At 71.5% G+C, this 12,479-nt stretch carries 15 protein-coding genes; 2 read left to right on the forward strand and 13 right to left on the reverse strand.

Annotated features, from left to right (window positions below; translation table 11 throughout):
- The 12 genes from QM633_RS07050 to QM633_RS07105 form a co-directional block, all read right to left on the reverse strand.
- Positions 1-1,405: chromosome segregation SMC family protein (locus tag QM633_RS07050; RefSeq protein ID WP_415153030.1), on the reverse strand; the 1,405-nt coding region annotated here is incomplete at its 3' end.
- Between the two features lie 3 nt (positions 1,406-1,408).
- Positions 1,409-1,975 carry a GtrA family protein gene (locus QM633_RS07055; RefSeq protein ID WP_415153042.1) on the reverse strand — a complete coding sequence of 189 codons (567 nt, stop codon included), beginning with the start codon at positions 1,973-1,975 and terminating at the stop codon, positions 1,409-1,411.
- On the reverse strand, positions 1,972-2,826 hold the full coding sequence (gene mutM / locus QM633_RS07060) for a bifunctional DNA-formamidopyrimidine glycosylase/DNA-(apurinic or apyrimidinic site) lyase (RefSeq protein WP_415153031.1): 855 nt from the start codon (positions 2,824-2,826) through the stop codon (positions 1,972-1,974). The genes QM633_RS07055 and mutM overlap by 4 nt, the downstream gene beginning before the upstream one ends.
- Positions 2,819-3,520, reverse strand: a complete 702-nt coding sequence (gene rnc, locus QM633_RS07065; RefSeq protein WP_415153032.1) for a ribonuclease III — start codon at positions 3,518-3,520, stop codon at positions 2,819-2,821. The genes mutM and rnc overlap by 8 nt, the downstream gene beginning before the upstream one ends.
- Before the next feature lie 32 nt (positions 3,521-3,552).
- Positions 3,553-3,744, reverse strand: coding sequence for a 50S ribosomal protein L32 (gene rpmF / locus QM633_RS07070; protein ID WP_415153033.1), 192 nt, complete (start codon positions 3,742-3,744; stop codon positions 3,553-3,555).
- A 4-nt stretch (positions 3,745-3,748) separates the two neighbouring features.
- On the reverse strand, positions 3,749-4,345 hold the full coding sequence (locus tag QM633_RS07075) for a YceD family protein (RefSeq protein WP_415153043.1): 597 nt from the start codon (positions 4,343-4,345) through the stop codon (positions 3,749-3,751).
- A gap of 64 nt (positions 4,346-4,409) precedes the next feature.
- Positions 4,410-4,907: a hypothetical protein gene (locus QM633_RS07080; protein WP_415153034.1), complete on the reverse strand. Its 498-nt coding sequence runs from the start codon at positions 4,905-4,907 to the stop codon at positions 4,410-4,412.
- The gene (gene coaD / locus QM633_RS07085; protein ID WP_415153035.1) at positions 4,900-5,391 is read right to left on the reverse strand and encodes a pantetheine-phosphate adenylyltransferase; all 492 of its coding nucleotides are present in this window, start codon (positions 5,389-5,391) and stop codon (positions 4,900-4,902) included. The genes QM633_RS07080 and coaD overlap by 8 nt, the downstream gene beginning before the upstream one ends.
- Positions 5,388-5,972: an RsmD family RNA methyltransferase gene (locus QM633_RS07090; RefSeq protein WP_415153036.1), complete on the reverse strand. Its 585-nt coding sequence runs from the start codon at positions 5,970-5,972 to the stop codon at positions 5,388-5,390. Before QM633_RS07090 ends, coaD begins: the two co-directional genes overlap by 4 nt.
- 107 nt (positions 5,973-6,079) lie before the next feature.
- Positions 6,080-8,251 (reverse strand): ATP-dependent DNA helicase RecG, encoded by a 2,172-nt coding sequence (locus QM633_RS07095; RefSeq protein WP_415153044.1) that lies wholly within the window; start codon positions 8,249-8,251, stop codon positions 6,080-6,082.
- Between the two features lie 129 nt (positions 8,252-8,380).
- Positions 8,381-8,566 (reverse strand): 50S ribosomal protein L28, encoded by a 186-nt coding sequence (rpmB, locus tag QM633_RS07100; RefSeq protein WP_415153037.1) that lies wholly within the window; start codon positions 8,564-8,566, stop codon positions 8,381-8,383.
- Positions 8,567-8,711: 145 nt separating this feature from the next.
- A complete protein-coding gene (locus tag QM633_RS07105) occupies positions 8,712-10,394 on the reverse strand; it encodes a ribonuclease J (protein ID WP_415153038.1) in 1,683 nt (560 codons plus the stop codon).
- Positions 10,395-10,511: 117 nt separating this feature from the next.
- Here QM633_RS07105 and QM633_RS07110 point away from each other — a divergent pair, with 117 nt between their 5' ends.
- Complete coding sequence (locus tag QM633_RS07110; protein ID WP_415153039.1) at positions 10,512-11,045, forward strand: GNAT family N-acetyltransferase; 534 nt, start codon at positions 10,512-10,514, stop codon at positions 11,043-11,045.
- Between the two features lie 72 nt (positions 11,046-11,117).
- Positions 11,118-11,492: a hypothetical protein gene (locus QM633_RS07115; protein ID WP_415153040.1), complete on the forward strand. Its 375-nt coding sequence runs from the start codon at positions 11,118-11,120 to the stop codon at positions 11,490-11,492.
- Positions 11,493-11,552: 60 nt separating this feature from the next.
- Here QM633_RS07115 and dapB read toward each other — a convergent pair whose 3' ends face one another.
- Complete coding sequence (gene dapB / locus QM633_RS07120) at positions 11,553-12,287, reverse strand: 4-hydroxy-tetrahydrodipicolinate reductase (RefSeq protein WP_415153041.1); 735 nt, start codon at positions 12,285-12,287, stop codon at positions 11,553-11,555.
- Positions 12,288-12,479 lie beyond the last annotated feature (192 nt).

The raw sequence follows: 12,479 nt of genomic DNA on the forward strand, positions 1-12,479 counted from the left end.
CGGCGAGCGTTGCCGCCGCGGTGTCCGCCGCGGCCTGAGCCGCCTCGTAGGCCGCGTCCAGGCCGGACTCCCCCGCGCTGAGGCCGGCCAGCCGGGTCTCGACGGTCGCGTACTGGTGTCGCGCGGCCTCCGCCCGCTGCTCCGCTCCGGCGCGGGCCGCGGCCAGCCGCTCGATCTCGGCCCCCGCCGCCTCCGCCCTGCTGCGCAGCGTGTTCACCTCTCCCGACAGCCGGGCGAGCCCCTCGCGACGGTCCGCGATCGCGCGCTGCTGGGCCGAGTACCGCCTCTCGGCCTCGGCCTGCGCGGCCTCGGCCGCGGTGCGCGCCTGCGTGGCCGTGGCCAGGCCTTCGGCCTTCTCCTCCACCTCGGCCCGGATCGCGGCTTCCGCCTTGCGCATCTCGGCCGCCTCGCGCTCGATCGCCTCAGGGTCCCGGCCCGGACGGTCCTGGGTCCCGACCTCCCTGGCGTTCCGCAACCTTTCCGCGGCGATCGTGGACGTGCTGGCCACCCGCTCGGCGAGCCCGGCCAGCGCATACCAGGTCTCCTGGGCCTCGGTGAGTTGCGGCAGCGCGTCCCTGGCCGCGGCCTCGGCGGCCTGTTCGGCCTGCCGGGCCAGGCCGAGGTCGTCCTCCAGGCGCAGCCGACGCTGCTTCAGCTCCGCCTCCGCGGCGAGCTCCGACTCACGCGCCGCGGTCAGGGTGACCAGGTCGTCGGCCAGCAGTCGAGCCTTCGCGTCCCGCAGGTCGGCCTGGATGACGGCCGCCTTCCGTGCCACCTCGGCCTGCCGGCCCAGGGGCTTGAGCTGTCGCCGGATCTCCGAGAGCAGGTCGCTGAGCCGGTTCAGGTTGGTGCCGGTGGCCTCCAGCTTGCGCTGCGCCTTCTCCTTGCGCTTGCGGTGTTTGAGGACGCCGGCCGCCTCCTCGATGAAACCCCGCCGGATCTCCGGGGTGGCCTGCAGGATCGAGTCCAGCTGGCCCTGGCCGACGATGACGTGCATCTCGCGGCCGATCCCCGAGTCGCTGAGCAGGTCCTGCACGTCGAGCAGGCGGGCGGGTGAGCCGTTGATCGCGTACTCCGAGCCGCCCGCGCGGAACATCGTGCGGCTGATCGTCACCTCGGTGTAGTCGATCGGCAGCGCGCCGTCGGAGTTGTCGATGGTCAGGACGACCTCCGCACGGCCGAGCGGGGCGCGGCCCGACGTGCCGGCGAAGATGACGTCCTCCATCTTGCCGCCGCGCAGGGTCTTGGCGCCCTGTTCGCCCATCACCCAGGCCAGCGCGTCGACGACGTTCGACTTCCCGGACCCGTTCGGCCCCACCACGCAGGTGATGCCCGGCTCGAAGACCAGGTTGGTCGTCGAGGCGAACGACTTGAAGCCGCGCAGCGTGAGGCTCTTCAGGTACATGGCTCAGGCGTCGACGGTGGCGGAGTGCTTGCTGCGGACGTGGCTGAAGGTCCACAGCTTGTTCACCACGAAGTTCACCGGCATGGTGATCAGGATCGTGAACAGCTGCGACCAGTACTCGCGGGACTGCAGGCCGGCGTTCTCGTGGAACCACGGCTCGGGCAGGTAGACCGGCGACTTGGGGTTGGTGAACGCGATCTTGATGAACAGGCCCAGGAACGCCGCAGCGCTGCCGACGGCGAGGAACGGCCAGAACTCGCGGAACCAGGGCGCCTTCGCCGAGTGCCGGAAGGTCCAGGAGCGGTTCAACTGGAAGTTGAACACGTTGGCGATCAGGAAGCCGACGATCCACACCAGCGAGGTGAACCGGAAGTTGTAGCGGGTGCCGGGGATCGGGAACAGGACGTTCTGGGCGTTGACGGTACCGCCGTTCGCCTTGTTCATGACGATCGCCACCAGCATGTTGACCACGACGCCGGCACCGCCGACCAGCCCGAACTTGACGAACTGGCGCAGCACCTGGGGGACGCGGTCGAACCGGCTGGGTGCAGTCACAACGGTGAAGACTATCCGAGGATCATCCGCGGCCGCCGCTGGCACGCGGGGCAGCGGAAGCTGGAGCGGTTCATGAACGGCTCCCGTACGATCGCGCGGCCGCAGCGCAGGCACGGCAGGTGCTCCCGCCCGTAGACGGCCAGCGACCGGCCGAAGTAGCCGGAGCTGCCGTTGACGTTCACGTACAGCGCGTCGAAGGACGTACCTCCGGCGACCAGGGCTTCGGCCATCACCTCCCGCGCCGCGACGAGGAGCTCGGTGACCCGGGGACGGCTGAGCCGGTCGGCCGGGGTGTCGTAGTGCAGCCGGGCCCGCCACAGGGACTCGTCGGCATAGATGTTGCCGATGCCGGAGACGACCTCCTGGTTGAGCAGGACGCGCTTGATCCCGGAGCGGCGCCGGCGGATGTCGGAGACCAGGGCGGGCAGGTCGAGGTCGGGGTCGAACAGGTCCCGGGCGATGTGGCGGACCTCCGCGGGGAGCTCGGCGCCGCCGCGGCTCACCCACAGCCCGCCGAACATGCGCTGGTCGGCGAACCGAAGCTGCCGCCCACCGTCGGTGAAGCCGAGTTCGACGCGACAGTGCGGGGGCCGCGGGGCGTCCGCGTCGTCGAGCCGGAACTGCCCGCTCATGCCGAGGTGCGCCAGCAGGGCGTCCCCGTCGGTGAACGGCAGCCAGAGGAACTTGCCGCGGCGGCGGGGCTCGGCGAACGTACGCCCCCGCAGGCCGGCGGCGAAGTCGTCGGGGCCGCCGGCATGCCGGCGCACCGGACGCGGGTGCAGCACGGTGGCCGAGGCGATCGTGCGCCCGGTGACCGCGGTCGCCAGGCCGGTGCGAACCACCTCGACCTCGGGAAGTTCAGGCATCCGGTCCCGGGGACAGCGCGGTGAAGGCGTTCTTCGCCGCGCCCTGCTCGGCCTGCTTCTTGGAGGTCCCGAAGCCGGGGGCGAACACGTGGTTGGCCACGATCGCGACGGCCTCGAAACGCTTGTCGTGATCGGGGCCCGACTCTGCGACGCGGTAGCTCGGGGTGCCGAGGTCGCTGTCGGCGGCGAGCTCCTGGAGGCTGGTCTTCCAGTCCAGGCCCGCACCCAGCGCGGCCGCCTCGACGACCAGCGGGTCGAACAGGTGGTGGACGAGGCGGTCGGCCGCGTCCCGTCCGGAGGAGATCAGGACGGCGCCGAGCAGGGCCTCCAGCGCGTCGGCGAGGATCGAGGACTTGTCCTCTCCGCCGGTGCTGAGCTCGCCCTTGCCGAGCAGCAGCTGGTGCCCGAGGTCGAGGGATCGGGCGACGTCGGCGAGGCTGTGGGAGTTGACGACGGCGGCGCGCAGCTTCGCGAGCCTGCCTTCGGGGAGGTCGGGGTAGCTGCGGTACAGGAACTCGGTGACCACCACGCCCAGCACGGCGTCACCCAGGAACTCCAGCCGCTCGTTGTGGGGCAGCCCGCCGTTCTCGTAGGCGTAGGAGCGATGGGTGCGGGCAAGCTCGAAGAGCTGGGGATCGAGATCGATCCCCAGCTGCTCGAGCAGTTCGGGCGTGCGGCCTGCGGCGGCCGCCACGGATCCGGACGTGGCCGGGTGCTCCTCGCGCGTCAGGGCTCGAGGACCTGGCGGCGCGCGGCGCGCGGGCCGTACTGGCCGCACTCCGGGCACGCGGTGTGGGGCAGGTGCCTGGCCCCGCACGCCGCATTGGCGCAGGTGACCAGGGTCGGCGCAGAGGTCTTCCACTGCGAACGGCGGGCCCGCGTATTGGCGCGGGACATTCTCCGCTTGGGAACGGCCACGGCGTTACTCCTTGTTCTTCGGTTCGTTCTTCGGTTGCGTCCAGCCCTCCAGGCCCACCCATCGGGGATCGACGGGATCAGCGTGGTCGTGCTCCGGGTCCGCGTTGAGGTTGGCCCCGCATTCGGGGCACAACCCTGCGCAGTCCGGACGGCACAAGGGCGTGAACGGCAGGTCGAGCACCACCGCGTCCCGCAGGACGGGTTCGAGGTCGACCAGGTCTCCCTCGACGTGCCTGGCCTCGGCGTCGTCGAGCTCCTTGCCCGGGTAGCAGAACAGCTCCTGGATGTCGACCTCCTGTGTAGCGGAGACCTCCTCCAGGCAGCGCGCGCAGATACCCTGCAGCCGGACCACGGCGGTGCCGGTGACCAGGACCCCCTCCACCACCGACTCCAACCTGAGGTCGAGGTCGACGGGTGAGCCGGGTGGCACACCGATTACGTCGATGCCGAGATCCGCGGGAGCCTCCGCGACCCGGGTCACCTCCACCTGCTCGCCGGCCCTGCGACTCAGTTCATGAGTGTCCAGGACGAGCCCGGATCGAGGGTCTGGCAGACGGGGAGGCACGACGGATCCCTTCAGCACACGGTTCGACAGCGTCATAACCAACGCAGAACTCTACCGTGAGCGGATGCCGCGCGCCAAAACCGCTGTTGCCGGCCCCGGATCAGGCCTTCAGGCGCGGCAGCGCCTGGGTGGAGGTGTCGTCCAGCGAGGAGCGGCTGGCCAGGCGGTCGCGCATCGTCCGCACCTGCGACATGGTCTTCTGCAGGCCGGCCTCGAAGGAGGCGATCCGGGCGTCCACGTAGGCATCGGCCTCGCGGCGCAGCGCCTCCGCATCGGTGAGCGCCCTGGCCTCGAGCTGGGCGGCCTTCTTCCTGGCCAGTTCCATCACCGGCGTCTGGCTGGCCAGGAACTGTGCCTTCTCCTCCGCGGAGGCGATGATCTGCTTCGCCTCGTCCTGCGCCCGCTCCAGCGTCTCCAGCGAGGTGGCCGTCACCCGTTGCGCCTCGCCCACATCCTCCTCCAGGGCCCGCGCCGCGGCGTCGATCAGGGCGAGCGCCTCACCACGGTTCACCATGCAGGACGCCGACATCGGGACGGCCTTCGCGCCGTCGACGAGGTGCCGGAGTTGCGCGAGGACCTCTCTCGTCCGCTCAACCATTGCGCTGCTCCCATCCCTCGGTTCTGCGACGGATCGCCAACGCGACCACCTCCGGCACGAAGGCCGAGACGTCGCCCCCGAAGGAGGCGACCTCGCGAACCATCGTGGACGACAGCGTGGACCATACCGACGACGCGGGCAACATCACGGTCTCCACCGAACCCACGACCTGGTTGATGTGCGCCATCTGGAGCTCGAAGTCGAAGTCGGAGGCGAACCGGATCCCTTTCACCAGCACGCCGGCGCCACGCTCCCGGGCGAAGTCGACCAGCAGGCCGTCCAGGGGTGCCACGGTCACATTCGGCAGGTGGCTGGTGGTCTCCCGGACCAGGGCAACGCGTTCCCCGGTCTCGAACAGGTAGTTCTTGGCCGAGTTGCGGCCGACGGCCACCACGACCTCCTCGAAGAGTCCTGCGGCGCGCGCGATCACGTCGAGGTGACCGTGGGTCACCGGGTCGAACGACCCCGGGCAGATCGCGATCATCCGGTGGGCCTCCTGGCGAAGTACAACGTCGTCTCACCGTAACGCCGTTCCCAGCGATCGCACAGTTCGGGCGGCCAGACCGGGGCGAGGTCTCGAGTGGACCTTTCGACGACGAGCAGCCCGTCGGTGGCCAGCCACCGCTGCGCGACGGCGGCCAGGACCGGAGCCAGCCGCTCGCCGGTGAGGGCGTACGGGGGGTCGGCCCAGACCACGTCGAAGCGGTGCGGGGGTTCGCCGGCGAGGGCCGCCTCCACGGTCTGGACCCGGACGGTGAGCGACAGCCGGAGTTCGGCGGCGTTGCCGCGCGCGATCCTGGCGGTGCCGGAGTCGCTCTCCACCGCCCACACCGGGCCCGCCCCCCTGCTTGCCGCCTCCAGCGCGACCGCGCCGGAGCCGGCGTACAGGTCGAGGAATGACAGCCCGGCCAGCTGCCCGTCCGCCGGCTCCCCGAGGGTGCCGGCCCAGTCGGCGACCAGGGAGAAGACCGCCTCGCGGACGCGATCGGTGGTGGGCCGGGTGGTGTCGTGCGCGGGGGTCCGCAGGCGGTGGCCCTTGCGGCTGCCCGCGATGATCCTGGTCACCGGCTCAGGCTACCGATCTCCCGGCCCGGCCTGCTCGCTCACGCTCCCGGCGACTCGCGGGTCACACCGGTGGTCGCAGGTCGGGCCCTCGGGGGCGGCGAGGGCGCTCAATTGCGCTCCAGCCAGTCCGGGGACGCGAGGAGCTCGGTGGCGCGGATCGCGTCCGCGAAGCCGGGGGTGGCCAGGTCGGGGTCCCTGGCCACGCACTCGGCGGCCAGCTCGCGCGCCTGCGCGATCAGCTCGGCATGCTCCAGCACCCGCAGCAGGCGCAGGCTGGACCTGTTGCCGGCCTGACTGGCGCCGAGCACGTCGCCCTCCCTGCGCTGCTCGAGGTCGAGCTCGGCGAGCTCGAAGCCGTCCCTGGTGGAGGCGACCGCGTCGAGCCGGGCGCGAGCCGGCTGGTCGGCCGGCGCCCTGGTCACCAGCAGGCAGACGCCGGGGTGCTCGCCCCGACCGATCCGGCCCCGCAACTGGTGGAGTTGGGAGATGCCGAAGGAGTCCGCGTCCCAGACCACCATCATCGAGGCGTTCGGGATGTCGACCCCGACCTCGATCACGGTGGTCGCGACCAGGACGTCGAGGTCGCCGGCGACGAAGGCGGCCATCACCTCGTCCTTGCCGTCGGCCGGCAGCTGTCCGTGCAGCACCCCCACCCTCAGCCCGGCCAGCGCGCCGGACCGCAGGTCGTCGGCGAGCTCGACGACGCCGGTGCCCTCCGCGGAGGAGGTGATCCGCGGCGCGACCACGAAGACCTGCCGCCCCGTCGCGACCTCCTCGCGCACTCGTTCCCAGGCCCGGTCCACCCATTGCGGGCGGGTGGAGGCGTCCACGACGACGGTCGCGACCTCCGCGCGACCACCGGGCAACTCACTGAGCGTGGACACGTCGAGATCGCCGAAGATCGTCATCGCGACCGACCGCGGGATCGGCGTCGCGGTGAGGACGAGGACGTGCGGGCGCGCCGACGCCTTGTCGGCGAGCACGGCCCGCTGCTCGACGCCGAACCGGTGCTGCTCGTCGACGACGACCAAACCGAGGTCGGCGAACTGGACGCGGTCGGCCAGCAGCGCGTGGGTGCCGATCACGATGCCCGCCTCGCCGCTCGCCGCACGGAGCAGTGCCGACTTCCGGGCCGCCGCGGGCAGCGAGCCGGTCAGCAGCACGACGTCGGTCGCCACGTCGGGCGTGCCGAGCATCCGCCCGCCGCCGAGGTCGCCGAGCAGGGTCCGGATGGTCTGGAAGTGCTGGGACGCGAGCACCTCCGTCGGCGCCAGCAGCGCGGCCTGGCCACCCGCGTCGACGACCGCGAGCATCGCCCGCAGCGCCACGACGGTCTTGCCGGAGCCGACCTCGCCCTGCAGCAGGCGCTGCATCGGCCGCGTCCGGCCGAGATCGGCGAGGATGGCATCGCTCACCTCCGCCTGGCCGGCGGTCAGGGCGAACGGCAGCCGCGCGTCGAACGCGTCGAGCAGTCCTGAGGCGAGGCGGATCCGCGGACGGGCGTCGTGGTGGGCGGCGTCGGCCCTGCGGTAGGCCATCGTGAGCTGGGTGGCGAGCGCCTCGTCGAACCGGAGCCGCTCGGCACCCCTCGCCGCCTCGGCCAGAGTACGGGGCTGGTGCACTGCCGCGAACGCGTCCGCGAGGTCGATCACGCCCGCCGCCTGACGCAGCCAGGCGGGCCACGGGTCCTCGGCTCCGGACAGCGCGGCGAGCGCGAGCCGCGCGCACTCGGCGACCTTCCAGGTGGGCAGCTTGCCCGTGGCGGGATACATTCCGACCAGCCCTCCGCTGGAGAGCGCGGCGATCCGCTCCTTTTCCTCCGAGGTGGACACGATGTGGCCCCGGGCGTCCATCATCGCGAACACCGGGTGGCTCATCTGGAGCTGGTTGCGGAAGCTGCCCACCTTGCCGACGAAGAGCCCTGCCACCCCTTCGCCGAGTTGCCTCGACCACCAGTCGAGCAGGTGCGCCTTGCCGAAGAAGGTCGCGGTGAGCCGGCCGTGGCCGTCGCTGAGCAGCACCTCGAGGCGCCCGGGTCGCGGCTTCCGGCCGGGCCCGGCGTGGCCGTCATGGCGACGGATCTCGGCCACCCTGGCCACCACGGCGACGAGTTCGCCCTCGACGAGGGTGGACAGGTCGGTGAGCTCGGTGCCGGACAGGTACCGGCGCGGGATGTGGCGCAGCAGGTCGCCGACGGTGGTGATCCGCAGCCCTGCGAACTCCTTGGCCGTCCGCTCCCCCACCACGCTCGACAACGGGGCGTTGAGTTCTGCGTACATCGCCGTCCGCCAGCCGTTCACCCCTGCATCCACGACTCCCCAGCCTAAACGGCGGCGCCGACAGCACCCGGCAACCGGTCCGGACATGCAGAGAGACCCGTCCGGCGGACGGGTCTCTCAGCAGGTGGGTCAGCGGATGACGCGACCGGCCTTCAGGCAGGAGGTGCAGACGTTGAGGCGCTTCGGGGTGCCGTCGACGACCGCACGCACCCGCTGGATGTTCGGGTTCCAGCGCCGGTTGGTCTTCTTCTTCGACCACGGCACGTTGTGTCCGAAGCCGGGACCCTTGGCGCAGATGTCACAGACGGCAGCCACCGCAGTACTCCTTGTTTGTCTAGCGATTCCGCACGGCGAGGCGCGCAGGTGAACGTCGGCCCCCACGACAGGGACCTGCCTACGATACCCGACCTGGCCCGGATCAGGCGAATCCGGGCCTGGCCTCGACCCTCACGGCGTCGGCTCAGCTGGCCACGACGATCGGCAGGATCATCGGCCGACGGCGGAAGTTGTTGCTCACCCAGCGCCCGATCGTGCGCCGGACCAGCTGCTGCAGCTGGAAGGTGTCCTCCACGCCGTCTGCGAGAGCCTGCTCGATCACCCGGACCAGCTCGGGACGGATCGCTTCGAACACCGAGTCGTCGTCGGCGAAGCCGCGGGCGTGGATGTCCGGGCCGCTGACGAGGGTGTTGGCGTGGAAGTTGACCACGGCGACGACCGAGATGAAGCCCTCCTCGCCCAGGATCTTGCGGTCGGTGAGCTCCGCGTCGCTGACATCGCCCTCGGTCAGCCCGTCCACGAAGATGTAGGGGCAGTCGAGCTGTCCGACAACCCTCGCCCTGCCCTTGGCGAGGTCGATCACCGCCCCGTCCTCGACAGCCAGCGCCCGGTCCGCGGGGACACCGGTCGCGACGGCGAGCTGGGCGTTGGCGATCAGGTGCCGCACCTCCCCGTGGACGGGCAGGACATTGCGCGGCTTGAGCAGGTTGTAGCAGTACAGCAGTTCCCCGGCCGAGGCGTGGCCGGACACGTGCACCAGCGCGTTGCCCTTGTGGACCACGGTGACACCGTTGCGGGACAGCCCGTTGATCACGCGGTAGACGGAGTTCTCGTTGCCGGGGATCAGCGAGGACGCCAGCAGCACGACGTCGCCGGGGCCCGCGGTCACGACCGGGTGCTCGTGGTTGGAGATCCGGGACAGCGCGCTGAGCGGTTCGCCCTGCGAGCCGGTGGAGATGATCACCACCTCGTCGTCGCGGTAGTTCTCGATCTGCTTCATGTCGATGAGGGTGTTCTCCGGCACCCGCAGGTAGCCGAGCTCCCTGGCGACGGTCATGTTGCGCAGCATGGACCGTCCCACGTAGGCGACCTTGCGGTGGTGCCGGACGGCGGCGTTCATCACCTGCTGCACGCGGTGCACGTGGGATGCGAAACAGGCGACGATCAGCTTCTGGGTGGCGTTGGCGAACACTCGCTCCATCGCGGGCTCGATGTCGCGCTCGTGGGTGGTGAAGCCGGGGGTCTCGGCGTTGGTCGAGTCCGGCATGAACAGGTCGAGACCCTCCTCGCCGAGCCGGGCGAAGCCGCGCAGGTCGGTGAGTCGGCCGTCGAGCGGCAGCTGGTCCATCTTGAAGTCGCCGGTGTGCAGGACCGTGCCCGCCCTCGTCCGCAGGGTGACCGCGAGCGCGTCCGGGATCGAGTGGTTGACCGCGAGGAACTCCAGGTCGAACTCCCCGGCCACGACCCGATCGCCTTCTGCGACCTCGCGCAGGTCGACGTCGCGGATCCGGTGCTCGCGCAGCTTCTCCCGGACGAGCGCCAGGGTGAGCCGGGAGCCGAACACGGGGATGTCGCTGCGTCGGCGCAGCAGGTAGGGCACCGCGCCGATGTGGTCCTCGTGACCGTGGGTGAGCACGAGTGCCCTCACCTCGTCGAGGCGGTCGTCGACCAGGGTGAGCCCGGGAAGGATCAGGTCCACGCCGGGCTGGTCGTCGGAGGGGAACAGCACGCCGCAGTCGACGAACAGCAGGTCGCCGTTGATCTCGAAGGAGGTCATGTTGCGGCCGATGTCCCCCAACCCACCCAGCGGAGTGATCCGGAGGGTGTCGCGGGCCAGGGTGGGTGGTGTCTTCAAGCTCTCTCGCACGGCAACCAACTTAACCGACCAGACCCCCCGACGTGGCAGCGACTCGGGACGCTGGGACCCCGTCGTCGCGGCCGGCGGCGAGACGACGGCGGAGCGCCGGCTGGGTAGAGTGGCGCAGTGATCCCAGACTCCGCACGCCTCGCGCTGCCCTCGGAGGCCGGTGCCATCGCCGCGCTGCAGAGGCGTGGCTGGAGCCAGTCGATGCCGGAGGAGCTGGCCCGGGACGTGCTGGGCTCGGTCGGCCTGGAGGAGATGACGGCCAGCTGGGCACAGGCGATCGCCCGTCCGCCGCTGGCGCAGTTCCGTGTCCTGGTCGCCGTCAGCGACGACGGCGTGGTGGGTTTCGCCGCGCTCGGACCCTCCGACGACCCGGACGCGGAGGCAGGCGTCGACGGCCTGGTCGCGGAGTTCGTGATCGACCCGGACGCCCAGCGTCGCGGGCACGGTTCCCGGCTGCTGCACGCGTGCGTGGACACCCTGCGGGCCGACGGCTTCAGGAGGGCCACCTGGTGGGTCCGGTCGTCGGACGATGTAGTACGGACGTTCCTGATCGACGCGGGCTGGGGAGCTGACGGCGCCCATACGGAGGTCGCCCTCGCCGAGGACGGGCCCCGGCTGAAGCTGGTGCGTCTGCACACCGCGATCGACTGAGCCGCCTCCCGGTCGCGGTTGCGACGCCCCGAGCCGGTGCGCGCGCGTCCTGCCAACCGGCATGATCGTCGCGTGAGAGTACTCGTCGTCGACGGCGCGAACGTCGTCGGTGCGGTGCCCGACGGCTGGTGGAGCGACCGTGCCGGGGCCGCGTCGCGGCTGCACGACCGGCTGGTCGCCACCAGGCAGCCGTTCGACCGGATCGTGCTCGTGCTGGAAGGGCGCGCCCGCGACGGGGTCGCCGAGGGCAGCCGGGGCACCGTGACCACGGTCCATGCCCAGGGTTCGGGCGACGACGAGATCGTCGAGCAGGCCCGGCGTTTCGCCGCCGGGGGCGAGGACGTCACCGTTGCCACCGCCGACCGCGGTCTGATCGGGAGGCTGGCCGACGCACAGATCACGGTGCTCGGCCCCCGCGCGCTCCGCGAGCGGCTCAGCGGGGAGTGAGGCCCGACCCCGCTGGGCGGATGGGGGCCGGCGGCGCCGGCAGGCGGCCGGAGCGGCGGTCTACAACCCGAGCAGGCCGTCGATGCCGACGGTGAGCCCCGGCAGCCCGCCCACCGCGCGGACGGCGGTGAGCACGCCGGGCATGAAGCCGGTCCGGTCGAGCGAGTCGTGACGGATCGTCAGGGTCTCCCCCTCCGCGCCGAACAACACCTCCTGGTGGGCGACCAGGCCACGCAGCCGGACGCCGTGCACATGGATCCCTCCGACGTCCGCTCCGCGCGCGCCGGGAAGGCCGCTCGCCGTGGCGTCCGGGACCGGGCCCAGGCCCGCGGCGACGCGCGCCGCGGCGATCCGGCCCGCGGTCGCCTGGGCGGTGCCGGAGGGGGCGTCGACCTTGTCCGGGTGGTGCAGTTCGATGATCTCCACCGACTCGAAGAAGCGGGCTGCCTGCTCGGCGAAGTGCATCATCAGGACGGCACCGACGGAGAAGTTGGCCGCGACGAGCACACCGACACCGGGCCTGGCCGCGGTCAGCTCGCGCACCCGGTCGAGCCGCTCGGGGGTGAAGCCGGTCGTGCCGACCACGACGTGAATGCCCCGGTCGACGCACCAGGCGATGTTGTCCATGACGGCGCCGGGCACCGTGAAGTCGACCACCACGTCGGCACCCGTCACGGCCGTGCGGTCGTCGCCCGCGTCCACGGCGGCGACCAGCTCGAGGCCGTCGGCGGCCTCCACCGCGCGGCAGACCTCCGCACCCATCCGTCCCCCGGCTCCGAACACCGCGACCCTCATGCTGATCCCTCTCCTCGGTCCGCCCATGCTAGGAGGCTGCTGAACAATCATGTCCCGGCTGCGGCCCGCCGGATCGGGCGATCCGCAGCGGCCACGCCTTGGGGCACAAGACCACTATCACCCACAAGATGTGGCCTTGCCGCTCATCCCGCCCGGCACGTCCTCGCTCGGAACAGCAATGATCAGCAGCCC

Source organism: Propionicimonas sp. (assembly GCF_047606205.1).
Lineage (GTDB): Bacteria > Actinomycetota > Actinomycetes > Propionibacteriales > Propionibacteriaceae > Propionicimonas.